The organism is Mesorhizobium sp. M2E.F.Ca.ET.209.01.1.1 (assembly GCF_004010375.2).
Taxonomy (GTDB): Bacteria; Pseudomonadota; Alphaproteobacteria; order Rhizobiales; family Rhizobiaceae; genus Mesorhizobium.
The window spans coordinates 419,666-437,450 of the sequence record NZ_SADP02000004.1 but is presented as its reverse complement, the minus strand read 5'-3'; the positions used below and the strand labels follow the sequence as shown (position 1 = coordinate 437,450).

General features: G+C 65.4%; 24 protein-coding genes. 16 read left to right on the top strand and 8 right to left on the bottom strand.

The window, feature by feature from the left end; genetic code table 11:
* Positions 1–6 precede the first annotated feature (6 nt).
* The 3 genes from EN852_RS11300 to EN852_RS11290 all read left to right on the top strand — a co-directional run bounded on the left by EN852_RS11300 (position 7) and on the right by EN852_RS11290 (position 2,205).
* A complete protein-coding gene (locus tag EN852_RS11300; RefSeq protein WP_127874980.1) occupies positions 7–738 on the top strand; it encodes an SDR family oxidoreductase in 732 nt (243 codons plus the stop codon).
* Between the two features lie 129 nt (positions 739–867).
* The gene (locus EN852_RS11295) at positions 868–1,233 is read left to right on the top strand and encodes a hypothetical protein (protein ID WP_127874981.1); all 366 of its coding nucleotides are present in this window, start codon (positions 868–870) and stop codon (positions 1,231–1,233) included.
* Between the two features lie 132 nt (positions 1,234–1,365).
* Positions 1,366–2,205 (top strand): hypothetical protein, encoded by an 840-nt coding sequence (locus EN852_RS11290; RefSeq protein ID WP_127874982.1) that lies wholly within the window; start codon positions 1,366–1,368, stop codon positions 2,203–2,205.
* Positions 2,206–2,275: 70 nt separating this feature from the next.
* Here EN852_RS11290 and EN852_RS11285 read toward each other — a convergent pair whose 3' ends face one another.
* Positions 2,276–2,824 carry a hypothetical protein gene (locus tag EN852_RS11285; RefSeq protein WP_127874983.1) on the bottom strand — a complete coding sequence of 183 codons (549 nt, stop codon included), beginning with the start codon at positions 2,822–2,824 and terminating at the stop codon, positions 2,276–2,278.
* A 1-nt stretch (position 2,825) separates the two neighbouring features.
* Here EN852_RS11285 and EN852_RS11280 point away from each other — a divergent pair, with 1 nt between their 5' ends.
* From EN852_RS11280 to EN852_RS11270, 3 genes are read left to right on the top strand one after another with little or no spacing between them, the layout of a single operon-like run.
* Positions 2,826–3,428, top strand: a complete 603-nt coding sequence (locus EN852_RS11280; protein WP_348643425.1) for a cupin — start codon at positions 2,826–2,828, stop codon at positions 3,426–3,428.
* A gap of 1 nt (position 3,429) precedes the next feature.
* Entirely contained in the window at positions 3,430–3,882 is a 453-nt protein-coding gene (locus tag EN852_RS11275) for a hypothetical protein (RefSeq protein WP_127874984.1), read from the top strand.
* Positions 3,882–4,034: a hypothetical protein gene (locus tag EN852_RS11270; RefSeq protein WP_127874985.1), complete on the top strand. Its 153-nt coding sequence runs from the start codon at positions 3,882–3,884 to the stop codon at positions 4,032–4,034. Before EN852_RS11275 ends, EN852_RS11270 begins: the two co-directional genes overlap by 1 nt.
* A 16-nt stretch (positions 4,035–4,050) precedes the next feature.
* Here EN852_RS11270 and EN852_RS11265 read toward each other — a convergent pair whose 3' ends face one another.
* A complete protein-coding gene (locus EN852_RS11265; RefSeq protein ID WP_127874986.1) occupies positions 4,051–4,410 on the bottom strand; it encodes a hypothetical protein in 360 nt (119 codons plus the stop codon).
* A 197-nt stretch (positions 4,411–4,607) separates the two neighbouring features.
* Here EN852_RS11265 and EN852_RS11260 point away from each other — a divergent pair, with 197 nt between their 5' ends.
* A complete protein-coding gene (locus tag EN852_RS11260) occupies positions 4,608–4,922 on the top strand; it encodes an EthD family reductase (protein ID WP_127874987.1) in 315 nt (104 codons plus the stop codon).
* Between the two features lie 92 nt (positions 4,923–5,014).
* Here EN852_RS11260 and EN852_RS11255 read toward each other — a convergent pair whose 3' ends face one another.
* From EN852_RS11255 to EN852_RS11245, 3 genes are all read right to left on the bottom strand, one after another.
* Entirely contained in the window at positions 5,015–5,314 is a 300-nt protein-coding gene (locus tag EN852_RS11255; protein WP_189545838.1) for a DUF2934 domain-containing protein, read from the bottom strand.
* A gap of 85 nt (positions 5,315–5,399) precedes the next feature.
* Positions 5,400–5,957 carry a DNA-3-methyladenine glycosylase gene (locus EN852_RS11250; RefSeq protein WP_127874989.1) on the bottom strand — a complete coding sequence of 186 codons (558 nt, stop codon included), beginning with the start codon at positions 5,955–5,957 and terminating at the stop codon, positions 5,400–5,402.
* Positions 5,958–5,969: 12 nt separating this feature from the next.
* Entirely contained in the window at positions 5,970–7,118 is a 1,149-nt protein-coding gene (locus EN852_RS11245; protein WP_127874990.1) for an amidohydrolase, read from the bottom strand.
* A 282-nt stretch (positions 7,119–7,400) separates the two neighbouring features.
* On the opposite strand from EN852_RS11245, the gene EN852_RS11240 reads away from it, so the two are divergent.
* The 7 genes from EN852_RS11240 to EN852_RS11210 all read left to right on the top strand — a co-directional run bounded on the left by EN852_RS11240 (position 7,401) and on the right by EN852_RS11210 (position 15,319).
* Entirely contained in the window at positions 7,401–9,371 is a 1,971-nt protein-coding gene (locus EN852_RS11240) for a GGDEF domain-containing phosphodiesterase (RefSeq protein ID WP_127874991.1), read from the top strand.
* A 298-nt stretch (positions 9,372–9,669) separates the two neighbouring features.
* Positions 9,670–11,826, top strand: a complete 2,157-nt coding sequence (locus EN852_RS11235; RefSeq protein ID WP_246694239.1) for an ABC transporter ATP-binding protein/permease — start codon at positions 9,670–9,672, stop codon at positions 11,824–11,826.
* Between the two features lie 354 nt (positions 11,827–12,180).
* Positions 12,181–12,591, top strand: coding sequence for a DOPA 4,5-dioxygenase family protein (locus EN852_RS11230; RefSeq protein ID WP_127874992.1), 411 nt, complete (start codon positions 12,181–12,183; stop codon positions 12,589–12,591).
* Between the two features lie 211 nt (positions 12,592–12,802).
* Positions 12,803–13,078: a PepSY domain-containing protein gene (locus EN852_RS11225; protein WP_127874993.1), complete on the top strand. Its 276-nt coding sequence runs from the start codon at positions 12,803–12,805 to the stop codon at positions 13,076–13,078.
* Positions 13,079–13,085: 7 nt separating this feature from the next.
* Complete coding sequence (locus EN852_RS11220) at positions 13,086–13,646, top strand: cytochrome b/b6 domain-containing protein (protein WP_246694238.1); 561 nt, start codon at positions 13,086–13,088, stop codon at positions 13,644–13,646.
* Between the two features lie 122 nt (positions 13,647–13,768).
* Entirely contained in the window at positions 13,769–14,305 is a 537-nt protein-coding gene (locus tag EN852_RS11215) for a cytochrome b/b6 domain-containing protein (protein ID WP_127874994.1), read from the top strand.
* A gap of 486 nt (positions 14,306–14,791) precedes the next feature.
* Positions 14,792–15,319, top strand: coding sequence for a flavodoxin domain-containing protein (locus EN852_RS11210; RefSeq protein WP_127874995.1), 528 nt, complete (start codon positions 14,792–14,794; stop codon positions 15,317–15,319).
* A 160-nt stretch (positions 15,320–15,479) separates the two neighbouring features.
* On the opposite strand, the gene EN852_RS11205 is transcribed toward EN852_RS11210, so the two are convergent.
* The 3 genes from EN852_RS11205 to EN852_RS11190 form a co-directional block, all read right to left on the bottom strand.
* Complete coding sequence (locus EN852_RS11205; RefSeq protein WP_127874996.1) at positions 15,480–15,830, bottom strand: hypothetical protein; 351 nt, start codon at positions 15,828–15,830, stop codon at positions 15,480–15,482.
* A 373-nt stretch (positions 15,831–16,203) separates the two neighbouring features.
* Complete coding sequence (locus EN852_RS11195) at positions 16,204–16,386, bottom strand: hypothetical protein (RefSeq protein ID WP_127874997.1); 183 nt, start codon at positions 16,384–16,386, stop codon at positions 16,204–16,206.
* 279 nt (positions 16,387–16,665) lie between these two features.
* Positions 16,666–16,869 carry a hypothetical protein gene (locus tag EN852_RS11190; RefSeq protein ID WP_127874998.1) on the bottom strand — a complete coding sequence of 68 codons (204 nt, stop codon included), beginning with the start codon at positions 16,867–16,869 and terminating at the stop codon, positions 16,666–16,668.
* Between the two features lie 222 nt (positions 16,870–17,091).
* Between EN852_RS11190 and EN852_RS42250 the strand changes: the two genes are divergently transcribed.
* Positions 17,092–17,463 (top strand): hypothetical protein, encoded by a 372-nt coding sequence (locus EN852_RS42250; RefSeq protein WP_246694237.1) that lies wholly within the window; start codon positions 17,092–17,094, stop codon positions 17,461–17,463.
* Positions 17,460–17,684 (top strand): DUF768 domain-containing protein, encoded by a 225-nt coding sequence (locus EN852_RS11180; protein WP_127874999.1) that lies wholly within the window; start codon positions 17,460–17,462, stop codon positions 17,682–17,684. Before EN852_RS42250 ends, EN852_RS11180 begins: the two co-directional genes overlap by 4 nt.
* Positions 17,685–17,785: the final 101 nt, after the last annotated feature.

Genomic DNA, 17,785 nt, shown 5'->3' with positions numbered 1-17,785 from the left:
ACACCCATGACCACTCTCGCGGGAAAGAAGATCATCGTCGTCGGCGGCAGCTCCGGCATCGGTTTCGGCGTCGCGGCCGCTGCACTGGAACACGGCGCGGAAGTCGTGATCGTCGGCCGCTCCGAAGACAAGCTGAAGGCCGCAGCGAAGAGGCTCGGCGGGGCAGGGCGCGCGACGCGCATCGCCGCCGATATGGCGAACGAGGCCGACGTCTCCCGTCTGTTCGAGGAAGCCGGCGCCTTCGATCATCTGGTGGCGACGGCCGGCACGCCGCCGCCTAATGATCCGATCGGCGAGACCGACATGGGTTTCGTGCGCGGCTTCGTCGACGGCAAGCTGGTCGGCGCGGTGATGCTTGCCAAGCACGCCGTGCGCAAATTGAACAGAGGCGGCTCGATGATCTTCACCTCGGGCATCAACAAGGACCGCCCGCCGGTCCCCGGCGGCTCGGTCGTCTCGGCGGTCGCCGGTTCCTTCAGCTATTTCGCCCGCGCGCTGGCGCTGGAGCTCGCGCCGAGCCGCGTCAACATCGTCTCGCCCGGCTGGGTCGACACAGAGATGTGGGACGAGATCGTCGGAGAAGCCAAGAAAGGCTATTTCGCGCAAATGGGCGGCCGAATTCCGGCGGGCAGGATCGCCAGGCCCGCCGACATCGCGCCGGCCTATCTCTATTTGATGCAGAACGAATTCATGACCGGCGAGACCATCCATATCGACGGCGGGCAAAGATTGTTGTGAGCGGAAAGGGCCGGACCTCGTCCGAGGATCCGGCCTCACCCATTGCCGTCCACGAGGGCTGGGCGTGGCTTCCCGATCTTCGCCCGACAATGGCATTTCCGGCGGATCGCTAATATAGATGATGCTCTAATGAGCAGCGCCTCCGCCTCGTCGAGGAATGCCATGCGAAGGGTCATCGTCACAGCCATATGCCTTGCCGCCGCGACGGGCGCCAACGCCCATGACTGGTACCAAAACAAGGTCGACCCGGTAACGAACTTCAAATGCTGCGGCGGCACGGATTGCCGCCCCATACCGGAGTCCTCGGTGCAGTCCAGGGCCGACGGCGGCTATGTGTATCTGCCTGACGGTTTCAACATCCCGCGAGACCGCGTGCAGGAATCGCCGGACGGCCGATACCATATCTGCGAGAACCACTACGTCATAACCAACCAGCCCTATCTGCGCTGCTTCTTCGCGCCGCGGCTCAAGGTTTCGCGGCTGTTCCCGCGCTGACCGCGGGGCCTGCGCCGCACCTGCTCCGGCCCACCGATCGTTGCCGGACATCAAGCCTGAGCTACGAGAAAAGAGATTGTGCCGCAGGGGCGCGAGGCGATAGCAATTGGTCCGCGCGGAGGGATTTTCATCATGACGACCTGGTTGGAGCGTTTCTGCCTGATCGCCGCCGCAGCCTTGTTCGCCTTCGTCGTCGCGGCGTCTGCCGCCCCAACGCCGAAGCCGGTGGAAGATCTGCCGATGACTTTCGCGCTGGTTCGCAATGGCGACTGCAAGGTCCGTTGCGTCCAATGGATATCCGCCGAAGGCAGGATAACGACCGACTCGCCAAGGCTGTTGAAAAAGCTTCTGCTCAGCCTCAAGGGCCAAAAGCTTCCGGTCGTGTTCCAGTCATATGGTGGGAGCGTCGGCGGCGCGATCTCGGTCGGGCGCATGATCCGGGCAGCTGGCCTCGAAACCGCGATAGGCAGAACGCAGTTGAACGGCTGCCCGATGCTCGTTCCGCGCTGCCCCGAAAAGATCGTCAAGGACGGCTGGTCGGAAGGGGAGGCTCACGCAGGAAGCGCGTACTGTATCTCGGCATGTCCCATAGCCCTGGCCGGTGGCCTGGTTCGCTCCGCGGCCCCCAACGCCTATATCGCGCTCCATCAGATAACCAATGGAAAGCCGAAGGCGTCGACGCATGGGCGAAGAAACCTCGATCAGATTTCGGCAATACCCGATCCAGCCTTGAGGAAGATGCTTTCCGACTACTACGAAGAAATGGGTGTCGACAGCCGCGATGTCTTTGCATCCATGGGGTTGGCGACGCCCGAAGGCATTCACTATATTATGGCTCACGAAGCGCTGAGCTCAGGCATCATCACGAGAGTTTTCGTATATTCGGAAGAACCGGGCTATGTGACCGGTCCATCCGCCGCCGTGCATCCGGACGCTCCCGTCTCGGCCTCCGTGCCACCCCCTAACGGTTGATGCTACCGCCCGAGGAAATACATCGTATGCCTCAGTAGGCCGCTCGATTGTCCACGGCCGGATGCCGTCGTCAGGGGAGCGTTCGCTGCCGCCGGCCTCGGAGCTTCGGCACCTCCGTCCACAGCTTGCTGGCGAAACCCCGCTTGTCGAGTGCCCACGAACGCCCGGCAACCACCGCCTTGCCACTGGCGCACTTGTAGGAATAGACGGCGTCGTGGCCGGTCGCGAAGGCCGGCACGACGTCGGCGTTCGGACTGGTCTTGCAGAATTCGTCGGCGCCCGGATTGTCCCGCGCGGCGTTCATCTTGGCGCAGGGCAGGTTGGCGCCGACGAAACAGGCCAGCACCTTGCCGTTCATGCAGCGGTAGTTGGCCTGCGTCTGCAATTCCTGCTCCCGCGGCGTGCTCTTGGCGTCGGGAAACAGTTTTTTGAACGCCTTGACCGTGCCGTTGTAAAGCTCGTGCGAATAGGGGCGGATGGTGTCGTCGTTCTTCACCTGGCGGCAGAAGCCGTAGAGATCCGGCGCCGCGGCAGCCGGCGTCGGCGCGGCGCCGGCGGTAGCGACAAAGGCCGAAAGCAGCGCTGGGGCAAGAACGCCGATTGTCGAAAACGCGGTCATCATGACCTCCTCGGTTGACCGGAGCAAAACGCGCGGGAAACCGTTAGACCCAATGACGCAGGTTGCAGGAGTGGCAAGGATGGCGCAACTGGTCAAAAAGCAGGAGCCTCTCACCTTTCGCTTCGCCGATGACGGGCTGGTGCCCAATCATCCGCGCTGGCCGATGCTTGTCTATCCCGGCGCGGTGCCGCTGCCGGACGACGTCGACCCGGCGGCCGTCTTTGAGGGTATTTTCGGCGCGAATGGCTGGGGCGACAGCTGGCGCAACGGCATCTACAACTTCGTCCACTATCACTCACGCATTCATGAGGTTCTGGGCATCGCGCGGGGCTCCGCCGAGGTGCGCTTCGGCGGCGACAAGGGCAAGGAGGTCAAGGCGGGCGACGTGGCGGTCCTGCCGGCCGGCACGGGCCATCAACGCCTGTCCGCCTCCGCGGATCTGCTCGTGGTCGGCGCCTATCCGCCCTTCGGCACAAACGATCTGTGCCGGAGTCCGGAGCAGCATGCCGAGGCGCTGCGCACGATCCCGGAGGTCCGCCGTCCCGACAAGGACCCGATCCATGGCAGCGACGGGCCGTTGCTGAAAGCATGGAGCGAAGGCTGAAATGGCAAGGATCATCGCCATCGAGCATCTGACGCTGGACGGTGTCTTCCAGGCGCCGGCGCGGGCGGACGAAGACACGCGCAATGGTTTTGCGCATGGCGGCTGGAGCAATCCGGGCAATGATCCGAAGATGCAGGAGGTCATCGGCCGCGCCATGGCCGGTGGCTGGTCACCGCTCGCCGGCCGGACGACCTATGAGGATCTCCACGAAGCCTGGGCTGTCCGACAGCCGGCCAGTCCGATGACCAGGGCGCTGACCGGTGCGCGGAAATTCGTCGCCTCGCATGATGGCGGCTATGAGCCGCGCTGGGAGAATTCGACGCTGCTTGCCGGCGATGCCGCAGAGGCAGTGCGCAAGCTCAAGCAAGGCCATGACAAGACGCTGATCATGTTCGGCAGCGGCAAGCTGCTGCGCGCGCTGATGCGGCACGGGTTGTCGACGAGCTGGTGCTGATGGTCCACCCTCTGGTTCTCGGGGAAGGCTCGCGCCTTTTCGAGCCGGGACAGGAGCCTGCGGCGCTGAAGCTGTCGGGCCAAGTGTCGACCGCGACGGGCGTGGCGATCCTCAGCTACGCATTCGACGGCAACAGGGCGGTGGCGGAGTAGAAACCATGCCGCCGCCCTACGGATAATGCTGCTTTTTCGGCGCGTAGATTGCCGGATCGAAATCCAGTTCCTTCGGCAGCTTCTGGCTCGAGCACTGCAGATGCATCTGGCGGGCGAGCAGCCGCCGCTGCTGCCGCTCATGCTCCTTGACCGCCGCCACCATCCCCATGCTGTAAGGCCCAAGCAGCACGCCAAAACCCCAGCCGGGATGGTCCTTCTCGCGCTGCGCGTAGTTAGCGGCAACGGCGCGGGCCTGCTGGCATCCCGGCGATCCCCATTTCGGATCCTGCTGCGACAGCGAGGCGCCGTAGTCGGCCGGAGAGGACACGCATCCAGCCACAACGGCGCAGAGCGCGGCGATCACCACATTTCTCATCCTTGAGTCCCCGCTAATTTAGGCCGGAGAGACCACAGAATGCTTCTTCGCACAAGCGAGATGGCGGCAAAAGGCGGATGGAGGCCTGGAAGCCGCCATCGCCGTCCTTCAGCACGTTTGGAATCTTTCCGAGACCCCGTTCCGTTTTCTCCCGCCGTTTCGTCCTTCGTTCATCCGCAACGAAAAGGAGAGCCGCAATGGCTGGAATGGTCGTCATCTACAAGCAGCCAGCCGACGCGCAGGCGTTCGACAAGCACTATTTCGAGACGCACATACCGCTGGCCAAGAAGATACCGGGCTTGAGGAAATACGAGGTCAGCCGGGGGCCGATCACGGTGCTGGCCGGACCGTCCGACGTCTACCTGATCGGGATACTGCATTTCGACGATCTCGACGCGATGAAGGAGGGTTTCGCGAGCCCGGAGGGAAAAGCGGCCGGCGCGGATCGTCGGCTTTACGCGCCTGATGAGTCAGGCGTGCAGATGTTAATTTTCGACAGCCGAGAGGTCTAGAACCCGCGGCTGCCATGGGGTGATCCGTCCGCCGGCTCGCCTGGCAAGACAAGTCTCGTCGACGGCCTGTTCGACATTGAATGTTATCGGCTTCAGCCTTTGCGCCGGCTGCGCTTCATCGGCGCTGGATTATCCGCAGGCGGCCCTTCCGGCCGGTTTTCCATCGCCTTGCGCGCCAGCGCTTCGGCTGCCAGCGGGTCTGGTTGGCCGGCCGGTATCGTTGCCGCCCCGGGCAACGCGGCGCCTGGCTGCTCGCCCAGCCCCTTGTCCTCGCGCTCGATTTCTTCGCAAGCCCGATGCCAGTGTTCCTCGTGTTGGCCATCCGCTTCGCCGCTGCGTTGCCAGATTTCATAGGCGCGGCGTTGGATGCGTTCATATTTGTCATTCGCCATCGTCCGTTCCTCCGATATCTGTCTCGAAACGCGCGCTCGCCGCGAATGATCCATCACGCGGGAACGGAAACGGATATGGCCCCGCTCAGAATTTCCGGCTGAGATAGGCCGATCCGCCAAGCCCGAACCGCCACTCGAATTCCACCGCCTTGGTCAGGCCGATCCGGCGGCCGCTGACGATCGCGGCCGGATCGGTCCGCGACGGGGCAAATTCGAATGGCGGCGCGGTGAGGGGCAGCCGATTGTGCGAGCCGTCGATGCCCAGCGCCTGGCAGAGCTTGCCGGGACCGGAGCAGAGCAGCCGCTCGTCATCTATGCCGCGCCGGCCGCGCATCTCGGTGATGCCGGATTGCGGCTGGATCGCGCGGATCAGCACGGCGCTGCCCGGCAGGCACACCGCGTTCAGGCACCAGTGCAGGCCGTAGGAACGATACACATAGGCCGTGCCGGGCGCGCCATACATCGGCGCATTGCGCGGCGTGCGGCCGCGATAGGCGTGCGAGGCGGGATCGTCGGGCCGGTAGGCCTCGGTCTCGACGATGATGCCGCCGACACCGGAGAGCGCAAGCGTGGCGCCGATCAGCGCGCGGGCGACTATCAGCGCATCGCGAGCGAAGAAGTCGGCATCGACCGAACGAACCATGGTGGGCGTCGCTCACCCCAGCAGATTGCGCGCCGCGCGCATGAAGATACGCGAGCCGATCGGGATCAGATCGTCGGGGAAATCATAGTCGGGATTGTGCAGCGATGGATGGCGCTCGCCCGCGCCGAGGAAGAACATCGCCGATGTGGCGCTGTGGCCGAAAATGCCGAAATCCTCAGAGGCGCGCATCGGCAGCGCCGCCTCGCTGCGCACAACGCCTTCCTCGTCGAGCGCGCGGTTGAGATGCTCGACCGCGTCCGGCGCGTTGACGCTGGCGACGAAGATTTCGTGATAGTCGAAACGCACCGAGAGACCGTGCGCGGCGGCGATTTTTGCCGCAAGCGCTTCGGCCGAGGCGACGAGTTCGGCCATGCGCTCGTCGCGCCTTGTGCGCAGCGTCGCCCACACTTCCGCATAGCCAGGCGCGATGCCGAACACGGCTTCGCCCATCGAACAATGGGTGACGGTCACCATGCCGAAATCGTCGTCGGCGAAGGTGCCGCGCCCGAGCGCGGGCAGCGCCGGCATCAGCTCGCTCACCGCCGGCATCGGCGAGGCGCCGGTTTCCGGCATCGAGGAATGCGCGGTCTTGCCTTCGAGCACGATGCGCATGCCGCGCGAGGCGCAGTTGACGGTGCCGGCCTTGAGCCGCACCTCGCCAAATGGCACGCCGGGCAGGTTGTGCAGCGAGAAGGCGAAGTCCGGCGCGATCTCGGCAAAGCGCGGATCGGCGACGACGCCGGCCGCGCCATTGCCTGTCTCCTCGGCCGGCTGGAACATCAGCACGACACGCCCGCGCGCCGGCCGCTCTCGGCCGAACTGGCGGCCGAGCGCGGCCAGGATCGCGCTGTGCCCGTCATGGCCGCACATATGCGACTTGCCCGGCACCTGCGAGGAATGCTCGACGCCCGATAGCTCCTCGATCGGCAGCGCGTCGAGCTCGGAGCGGAACAGCACCGTCGGCCCGGCCTGGCCGCTGTCATAGACCGCCGCCACGCCGTGCCCCCCAAGCCCCGTCAGCACCTTGTCCGGCCCGGTATCGGCGAGGAAGGCGACCACTTCCTTCGCCGTCTTCTCCTCCTCGTTCGAAATCTCCGGCTGCCGGTGCAGCTTGCGCCGCCATTCGGTGAGTTCGACGATGTCGCGGTTGGTCAGGGTCATGGGATGAGACTCCGCTTGGGCTTTGCCGGTCACACAAACACGATAGGGCTTTTCTCGCGCCGTGCCATGCGGATCAATTCCAATAGGCCATTGGCGAATTCGCTGATGTCTGTGTGTCGACTCGCTCGCCTTCATTCCCCGATTGGATGGCGGGCATAATGGTCGTGGATTCGCTTAGCCTCATGGACGCTCAGACGCGCATCTTGTTACGCTGCGGAAATATCCCCTAACCGCCGGAATCCTTAACACGATTTTCATCCCGCTCGCCTAACCACGTTAAGCATGGCAAAGCATGACGACCGGCTGGTTGCAGGCCCCTCTTCGGAGGGGCGGAGCGAGGCGGTGGAAGCCGGCATCCTGCGCGACCAGCTTGGCGATCTGAGCAAATGCGTCTTCATCTCGATGCCTGTCGGCACGGTGCTCTCTGCGCTGATCCTGCTGGTGCAACTGATCTCCGGCGGCGGCCTTGCCGTGGTGCTCTGGTTTGTCGCGGTCGCCCTGATCAACGGCGCGCGCCTGGTGCTGGCGCTCGCCCAGTCCGACGCGGCCGACGACAGGCCGCAGGCGGTCCGCGCCCAGCTTTCCCTCTATGGCCTGCTGGCCCTCGCTTCGGGCATCGCCTGGTCGTTTCTGGCGCTGCTCAGCGACGGATACGCCACGGCTGAGGCGCCGCTCTACCTGATCATGCTGGCTGGCGCTTCCGCCGGGTCGGTCACCTACGGCACTTCCTACGCGCCGGCCTCGATCAACTTCATCACCTTGCCGCTGCTCATCGCCGCCGGCTGCGTGCTGGCGCATGGCGGCGTCGCCAATTACGTGCTTGCCTTCACCATCGCGATGTTCTTCGCCGGCATGGTCAGGAGCGCGCTGATCGGACAATCCCGCTTCCGCGAGACGAGCCGCCTCAAATACGAGGCGCGCGAGTTCGCCGCCGAGATGGAACGCAACTCCAGGCGCGACCCGCTGACGAATTTGCTCAACCGCTACGGGCTGGAGCAGGCGATCGGCGAGCTCGGTCCTTCCGACGGCCCGTTCGTGGCCATGCTGATCGACCTCGACGGCTTCAAATCCGTCAACGACACCTACGGCCACAACATCGGCGACGACCTTTTGGTCAAGGTGGCGCGCCGGATCGAGGACCACGCGCCGCAAGGCGCGACGATCGCGCGTATCGGTGGCGACGAGTTCGTGCTGCTTTTTTCCGCCGGCAGATCCTCGCGGCCGGCCGGCGAGCTTGCATCCGCCATCATCGCGGCCATCGCCAATCCGGATCCGGAGCTGAACTCGGTGCGCGTCGGCGCCTCGATCGGCATCTACCAGGCGCAAAAGCCGCGCCTGACCGAGATGCTGCTCAAGGCCGACTTCGCGCTCTATGCCGCCAAGCGCGGCGGCAGGAACGAATATTACCTGTTCGACGCCGGGCTGGATGCCGCGCTGGAGCGCAAGAACTGCATCGAGCGCGATCTGCGTGGAGCTATTGAAAGCGGCGCTCTTTGCTCCTGGTATCAGCCCTTGGTGCGGCTCGACACCGGTGCGGTCGTCGGCTTCGAGGCGCTGCTGCGCTGGCACCACGAGGTCCACGGCGCCATCTCGCCGCCCGAGATCGTCACCGCCGCGCGCGAGACCGGCCTGCTTTCGCTGCTGACCGAGACGGTATTCTTGAATTGCTGTGCCATGATCGGCGAGCTGATGCGGCAGGGACGCCCGGATGTTCGCGTCGCGATGAACCTCTCGCCGCGCGAGCTCGAGGCCGGCAATGTCGACGACATGATCCTCGATGGGCTGAAGGCGAAGGATGTGCCGGCCGCGATGCTCGAGATCGAGATCACCGAAGAGGCGCCGGTCGACCGCGACAGGGTCGGTGAAAAGGTCGGGCGGCTGGCGGATGCCGGCATATCGATCGTTCTCGACGACTTCGGCACCGGCTTCTCGACCCTGGTGTCGCTGAAGGACAGCCGCATCCGCAAGATCAAGATCGACAAGGATTTCGTGCGCGACCTGGCGAAATCCGTCGAGGACCAGGCCGTGGTCGAAGCGGTGATCGGCCTTGGCCGCACGCTGGGCATCGAGGTGATGGCCGAGGGCGTCGAGACCGACGCCGACCGCATGATCCTGCGCTCGCTGGGCTGCATGATCGCGCAAGGCTTTCTGTTCTCGCCAGCGCTGCCGATGCGCGACGCGCTCGCCTTCGATGCGGCGGGCGAGGCCCTTTTGGAGCCGCGGCGCAATCCCCGCAGCGGCACCGCGGCGTGAGCGGGCGCCGCGAAAGGGCAGGGTGGCGACATAGCGGGCACCCTGGGGCAATCGCATATGGCAGCGCTGCCCCCTCTCCGTCTCGGCGCTGCGCGCCGAGCCACCTCTCCCCCATTTCATGGGGGCGAGGAAACGCCAGCGGCGAAGGGCGCGGCCTTTGTAAGCTTGGATTCCTCGCCCCCGCCAAAGGCGGGGGAGAGGTGGTTCGGCGAAGCCGAGACGGAGAGGGGGAGCGCCCTATGCGGTTGGCCTGGGCGGGCGGCATGAAACCTTTTGATTTTTGGGCCGTTGTCGCGCGATGCCCCCGGCCAAGCGCAAACCGAAACCGGACGACAGTGCCATTGAGCGCGGTGAAAGCAAGCCGCGCCCGGCGTCGCGCGCCAATGCCCCGCGCCACGAAAAGCCGCGCCAGCCGAAACCGCGCGGCGCTGTGAAGCCGCGCGCGGATAAGCCAGCGGAAGACGAACCAGGAGACCGGCTGAAAGGCAACAAATCGCTGCGAGACAAGCCACCGGCCGGCGGGAGCCCGCCGGAGGAAAAGGCACCCGCCGACGCGGCGCCCGAGACCATCGGCCATGCCGGGTCGCCGCCGCCCGAGGCCGCCGAGCCCAGCCCTCAGCTTTCGCCGGAAGAGGCCCAGCGGGCGCGCAAGAAGTATCTTCTGCGGCGCTTCTGGATCAGCGGGCGCGGCTATTGGGGTTTGCGCGCAGACAGGCTCGCCTGGCCGCTGACGATCGGGTTGCTCACGCTCATCTGTGTCAATGTCGGTTTTCAGTACGGCATCAACCGCTGGAACCGCGCCATCTTCGACGCCATCGAGCAGCGCGACGCCCACACCGTCTATTGGCTCAGCGCCATCTTCCTGCCGCTGGTCGCCGGCAGCATCAGCCTGGTGGTCGCGCAGGTTTACGTCCGCATGACCATGCAGCGGCGCTGGCGCTCCTGGCTGACCACGGCTGTCATCCAGCGCTGGCTTGCCAGCGGCCGCTACTACCAGCTCAACCTCGTCAAGGGCGACCACGCCAATCCCGAGGCGCGCCTGACCGAGGATCTCAGGATCGCCACGGAATCGCCTGTCGATTTCGTCGCCGGCGTGCTCAACGCCTTCCTGTCGGCCTCGACCTTCATTGTCGTCTTGTGGACCATCGGCGGCGCGCTGAGTTTTTCGCTGGGCGGCTCGGTCATCACCGTCCCCGGCTTCCTCGTCGTCACCGCCGTCATCTATGCCGCGATCACCTCGACCTCGATGTTCTTCATCGGCCGCCATTTCGTTGAGCTTTCCGAGCAGAAGAACCAGACGGAAGCCGAGTTCCGCTACGTGCTGACGCGCGTGCGCGAGAACGGCGAGAGCATTGCGCTGCTGGGCGGCGAGGAGGAGGAGAACGCCGGCATCTTCCGCTCCTTCGCCGCCGTGCTCGGCCGCTGGGCGCGACTCACCGGCCAGCACATGCGCACCACGCTCGTCTCGCAGGGCTCCAGCCTGTTCGCGCCGGTCGTGCCGGTGCTTTTATGCGCGCCGAAATTCCTTGACGGCTCGATGAGCCTTGGACAGGTCATGCAGGCGGCCTCCGCTTTCGCCCTCGTGCAAGGCGCGTTCGGCTGGCTGGTCGACAATTATCCCCGGCTTGCCGACTGGAACGCCTCGGCCCGCCGCATCGCCTCGCTGATGATGTCGCTCGACGGGCTGGAGCGGGCCGAAGAGAACGACCGGCTGGGCCGCATCCAGCGCGGCGAGACCGAGGACGGTGCCATGCTCAGCCTCAGAAATCTTTCCGTGACGCTCGACGACGGTACCTCCGTGGTCAAGGAGACCGAGGTGGAGATCCAGCCCGGCGAGCGCGTGCTGGTCTCCGGCGAATCCGGCACCGGCAAGTCGACGCTGGTGCGCGCCATTGCGGGCCTGTGGCCCTGGGGCAGCGGCAGCGTCGATTTCCACCCGGGCAAGCGGCTCTTCATGCTGCCGCAGCGCCCCTACATTCCGTCCGGCACGCTGCGCCGTGCCACCTGCTATCCGGCCGCCGCCGACAATTGGAAGACGAAGGAGATCGCTGCTGCCCTCGACAAGGTCGGTCTTGGCTATCTGAAGGACCGGCTGGAGGAGGAGGCGCCGTGGGACCAGACGCTGTCGGGCGGCGAAAAGCAGCGCCTTGCCTTCGCCCGCCTCCTGCTGCACGCGCCCGACATCGTCGTGCTCGACGAGGCGACCTCGGCGCTGGACGAGAAGAGCCAGGACAAGATGATGCAGACGGTGATCAAGGAACTGCCCACGGTCACCATCATCAGCGTCGCCCACCGCGCCGAGCTGGAAGCGTTTCATACGCGCAAGATCACGCTGGAGCGGCGCGAGGGTGGGGCGCGACTGGTGAGTGATGTCGAGCTGGTGTCGAGGAAGAAGAAGCGCGGCTTGATCCAGCGGGCGCTGTGGGGAAGTGGACCGAACGGCGGCAAGGGGTAGGGCGCTCCGAAGCTGTGCGCAATCGCGGAGGTCGCTCCCCCGCTCCGTCTCGGCTTCGCCGAGCCACCTCTCCCCCGCCCTTGGCGGGGGCGAGGAACCCAAGCTTTCCGAAGCCGCACTATTGGTGTTTCCTCGCCCTCGGCGATTAGCATTTCCTCGCCCCCACAAAGGGGGGGAGAGGTGGCTCGGCGCGCAGCGCCGAGACGGAGCGGGGGCAGCGCCAGCATATGCGATTGGCCCGCCAAGCCTCGCCGACGCTGAACGCACCGTTGAGCGGTTCACCGTTTCCATGAAACGAAGAACCACCTAGAGTCCCGCACGGCAGACGGGAAACTACGGGGAGGAAACACCGGGATGAGCGAAGTAAGGCAGCTCGCGGAGATCGCCAGCTATCACGCCCATATCTATTTCGACGGGCCGGCCGAGCGCCGGCATGCCGAATGGCTGCGCGAGCGCATCGGCGAGCGTTTTCGCGTGCGCCTGGGCAACTGGCACGATGGGAAGGTCGGTCCGCATGACCAGGCCATGTACCAGGTCTCCTTCGCCACCGGCCTTTTCGCCACGCTGGTTCCGTGGCTGATGCTGAACCATGGCGGCTTGAGCATCCTGATCCACCCCAACACCGCCAATGCCAAACGCGACCACCTCGTCGACCCGCTCTGGATCGGCCGCCCGCTGGCGGTGCATGGCGAGGTCCTGCCCGATGAGGATCACGAGGCGGAAGCGGCGCTGGAGATCAATACCGAGCCGACGCTCGCCGTTTAGGAGCCGTCGGCCTTCCGTCGGCTTAACCCCCAGAATTTCAGCGGTATCAGGCAAGCCGCCCGGCTCTCTGCCCTAGCCATCTTTTCCGGGACTTCTGTCAGTCGGTTGTCAGCTTGGATTCGCTATGCCTCGCCAATGACGCGCGCATGCCGTCACGGCCCGTCGCTGAATCCTCAGCCGCGCCGCAACCTCCCAACCAGATGGAGATCCCATGTATCGCACTCTCGTTATCGCCGCCCTCGCGGGCGTGATCGCCGGACCGGCGCTGGCGGCCGGCACCTGCAGCACCGCCGCGAAATCGAAGTTCCAGCCCAAGGCGACGCTCGAGGCGCAGCTGAAGGGCGAGGGCCTCACCGTGCGCCAGATCAAGACCGAGAAGGGCTGCTACGAGGTCTATGCGGTCGACAAGGACGGCAAGAAGGTCAACACCGCCTACAATGCCGAGACGCTGGAGAAGCTCGACAATGCCGAAGCCGGCGAAAACTGATCGAGCCTTGCCGGCAGAAGCCCACGCGCACCGCGACGTGGTGCGCGTCTGGGACCGTGTCGTGCGCGGCTTCCACTGGGCGCTGGTGCTGAGCTTCGCGATCGCCTGGTTCACGCCGCAAAGCGCCGAGAACATCCACCACTGGGCCGGCTACGCCGCCGCCTCGCTTGTCGCCATGCGGCTGGTCTGGGGCATCGTCGGCACGCCCTATGCGCGCTTCTCGCAATTCGTGCGCGATCCCGCGACGGTGCTGCGCTATCTCGTTGCCATCATCAGGGGCAGCGAGGCCCGCTATATCGGCCACAACCCGGCTGGCGGCGCGATGGTGCTGGTGCTGATGGCCATGATGGTGTCGGTGGCGGTGACCGGGTGGATGCAGACCACGGACGCGTATTTCGGCGTGTCCTGGGTGGAGGACGCGCATAGCCTGGCCGCGCACGGCCTGCTCGCGCTGGTGCTCGTCCATATCGGCGGCGTGGCGCTGGCAAGCCTTCGCCATAATGAAAACCTTGTTCGCGCGATGATCACCGGCCGCAAGCGCAAAGCCGCGCCGGCCGACATCGCCTGAACGCGCCCCGCACCGGGGCAACCGCGGGCGCCTGCCTGGACGCCCGCGGCAACATATCGGCGTTTGCGCGCCGAGGCGTTCCCGGCCTCGGCATGCGCGCCTGACAAGACGGAGCAAGCATGATGCGGCGTTATTCACAGATCACCATCGCGATCCACTGGCTTACGGCCCTTTTGGTCGTCATCGCCTGGCTCACCGCCGAAGGCGGGCGCCATGCGCGCGCCGACCCGCCCTACCTGCATTTCACCCTGGGCCTTGCCGTGCTTTTGCTGGTCGTGCCGCGCCTCTTGGCGCGCTGGCTGGGCGGTGCGCCGCTCGTCGAGGACCCGCAGAGCCGCTGGATGGACCTTGCCGCGCGCGCCGGACACACGGTGCTCTACCTGTTCCTCATCGCGCTGCCGCTCAGCGGCTGGTATGCCGCCTCGCGCCTCGGCATCCAGATATCCTTCCTGGGCATCGAGCTGCCGGCGCTGGCCTTGCCCGTGCAGGGCGCGCCGGGCCTGATCGCCGACCTGCATGAAACCGGCGGCACGCTGATCCTGTGGCTGGCCGGCGCCCATGCGCTGATCGCCATATGGCACCAGTTCGTCATGAAGGACGGAACGCTGGAGCGCATGAACCCGCTCGCCTCGAACGATCTCGCCGGCGGCGGCGAATAGCGGCGCCCGGCGCAGGGCGAGGGCTGCGCCTGCGCATCGGCTGCGCAAGCGCCGCTGGCGGTCAACACCGAGCCGGCGCTTGGCGCGCGGGGCCGCGTTCTGAGTGGCCGGCGCCTGTTGCCTGAGGGGAGCAGCGCCCCGACGCCGGCCCGGCGAACCTGGGTCCGCCGCATATTCAAGATAGCTAAAATAGCTGCGCCGCGACATGGCGCGATCGCATAAGCATGGCGCATGCCCGTCGTCCCACCGCTGCGCCCAGTTCTCCCGCGCCGGCCGGCCGAGCGCGCTGGTCGCCGATGGCCGGGGCGCAGGCGCCTCCATAGCGAATTGCGGCCCGCGGAATGGCGCGAACCCCGGCATCCGCGCCGCCGCGAAAATCGGTGCGTGAAACCCCTTTGATGCGCTATGATGCGCTCCGTTGCATTGGGGCGTGCCGGGCGGGACGGTATCGGCCCATCAATGCCTGTCCACCGTCGGAGGGACATCGTGAACCTCTTGATCGTCTATGGGACGACTGAAGGGCAGACCAGGAAAGTCGCCGAGCGGATGGCCACGGACATTCGCGGGCGCGGGCATCAGGTCGAGCTGCTGGACAGCGCGAAGTTCACGCCCGATTTGAAGCTCTGGCATTTCGACGCTTTCGTTGTTGCCGCGTCGGTCCACCAGGAGCACCATCAGGAAGCCGTCACGACCTTCGTGTTCGCCCATCGCGACCTGTTGAGCGGCAAGCCTTCGGCGCTGGTATCGGTCAGCCTGTCGGCGGCGCTGGAAGGCCACGAGGCCGCTGCCCAGAAATATGTCGACCGCTTCGTCTCCGTGACGGGCTGGCAGCCGCGCATGACACTTCTGCTGGGCGGCGCCTTGCGCTTCACCAAATACGATTACTTCCAGGAGCAGTTCGTCAAATTCGTCGTCATGAAGGGCGAGGATCCAGGCCCCGGGCAGGATCACGAATTCACCGACTGGAACGCGCTCGCCGGCTTCACCGACCGGTTCCTCGCAACGATCGGCTAATGCATGTCGCCCAAAAATGCGCAGCGGTTTTGGGACAACGACATGCATAAAAACAACAACCTAAAGCGCGTCGCGTGAGGGCGTTCAGACGCGACGCGCTTTAGGCTGCGGCTGAGCCGGCCTGTCCGGCGCCGGCGCCCGGCGGCTGCAAGCGGCGCGATCAGCGCCGTTTCGAAAGCCGGTCAAAATTGCGCCGCACCTGCCTGGCCGCGGGCAGCATGGCGGCCGCCGCCGCTTCCATCGCCACCGTTCCGTCGCAAAGCGACGGGCTTTTTCCGGAAAGAACATCTGGCCAGAAGCGCAACGCCGCCTCGAGCGTCTTAGCCTGCGCCGCGAACAGCCCTTCGGTGGCCGCAAGCGCCTTTTCCTGCACCGCGTGCAGCGCTTCCCGCCCGTTGGGCGCATGGCTCATGGCGTCCAGCACCAGCAGCGGCACCCGCATGCCGATAACCGCCGGCGCCAGCAAGAGATCGCTGCCGGAGTGCTTCCTACGTTTCCTGCGAACGGGCATGGGCACCTTGCCTCTTGTGCTGGGGACCACCGCGAGACTACGCGCCATCGGTGGGTTTGGTTCCACGCGAGAGTGCAACTGTTGCGGGAACTCGTCGACAGGAGCTGCTACCCATTATGTCGCGCTGTAACCTCCGCTCACCCACTGCGGACCACGGCAGCAGGAAAATCTCCGCCCCCTCGGGCAGTTCCTTGCTTCACGCATTCCGATAAATCGTCCCGTCGATCGCGACGGCGATGCCGCGGTCGATCCACGGCTTTATCCCGGGATACTGTTCCGCCAGCTTGCGGAACAGCTCCCTGATATCCTTGGCCTCGATCTCGTGCCTGGCCTTGCCTCCGGGGACGGCGCTGAGCGAGCCTCCGGCTCCCCCTCAATCCTCATCCTCCACCACAAACGACAGCGCGATCAGGTCGTCGAGATCGATGCCGCCACGGCCATTGTCCAGCACGTCCGCGACCTTTTGAAACGCCAGCATGTCATCCGTGCTGAGCTTGGCTGCTCTCAGCCTGTCCTGCAAACCCGCCACCCTGGTTTCCAACGTCGTGGTGATCATGCTTGCTTCCTTTGCTATCCAACGCCGCGTTCCAGACGCCCAGCATCAGGCATGAGAACGCCACCGGCCCGATGAAAAGGCCGATCGCCATGCCCACGGCCGCGGCAATGCTCGTCCGCTCCGCCTTTGCGACTATCTTTGCAGCTCCGCCATCGGCCGGGATGAAACTGAGAAGAGAAAGGTTGCGGTGGTGCAGCGCGCAGTTGTCGTTTGCGGCCGCTCGAACGGCGCTCGAAAATGGAACTGCTGCTCGCCAAAGGGGTCGCTCAGCCGCATGGGTCACGTCCCCGAGAACGCCGCCTTGCCGTGGCGTTCGAAAAGCGCCAGCTTGGCCGAGTAGCCAAGCCTGAGCTTGGTCTTGCAGGCCTCGCAGCGGAAGGTGCTCACCGACTTGAACCAGGAACCGTTCCTGATGATCGCCTGGTGGCAGTTTGGGCATTCATAGCGAAGACTCGCGTCCCGCAGCTCATCGGAAATCGACACTGTTCACCTCGGCCCCAGTTCTTGTTCTTCGATCGGACGCCCGCCACCTGTGGGCAAGTGGCGGGCGATCCGGCAGCCTGACGATGAAGGGACTGATTGCTCGTCAGCGCAGTCCTAATGAGATCGCCGGGCTTATGTTTCACGCGATGGACCTATGCGCCGTCGCTTGGGACCTCAGTCCCCATCAGCGGAACCTAATGTTGCCCGCGCGCTTATGGCCAGATGAGCAGGCGCGGTCTCGATTTCTTCGACAAATGGATGGCGGAGCATCTGCCGAACGTGCTGACAGACGATCCGGTAGCGGTGGGCGATCTTGCCGACGAGATGATGAAGGCGGCCGCGCGCGAAGGCATGCGGCCTAGCGAGATCGAGGAGGAGGTCGACAGCGTCTTCGAAGTGATCTTCGAGGCGTTGCAGCATCGCGAAGGCAGCCTCGGGGAGAGCGACCAGGCCGTGTTCGAATTGCTTGCAGGACGCCTGGCGAGGGAAACCGGCATCACCCAGGAACGGGCCGGCGAGCTGATCGAGACGACAGGAACCGACTGGGATGCGCTGCTTCGCGAGGCGCATTTTCTGAAAGAGCAGGGCGAATGAGCGAGCGTGGCGCGGCGTTCTTTGGCCGCTGGATCACCGACAATGTGATGCGCGGCAAGGTCGGCGCGGACATCGTCTCGGTGGCCGAGCTGACGAGCAAGCTGTTCGCCGATGCCAGGGCAGCCGGCATCTCCGAGGAGGAGATTGAGGAGGAGATCGGAAGCGCATACGAAGCGATCCTGGCGGCGATAGTCGGCTCCGAGAAGAACGACAGAGCCTGAGCATCGCGAGCATCGCGCGGCCGTCCGCTCGCCTCGGCGCAGGCGGCGAAGATCGGGGCCGGCCGTGAGGAACATTAGCGCGCCCTGAAGGTTCTCCCTGA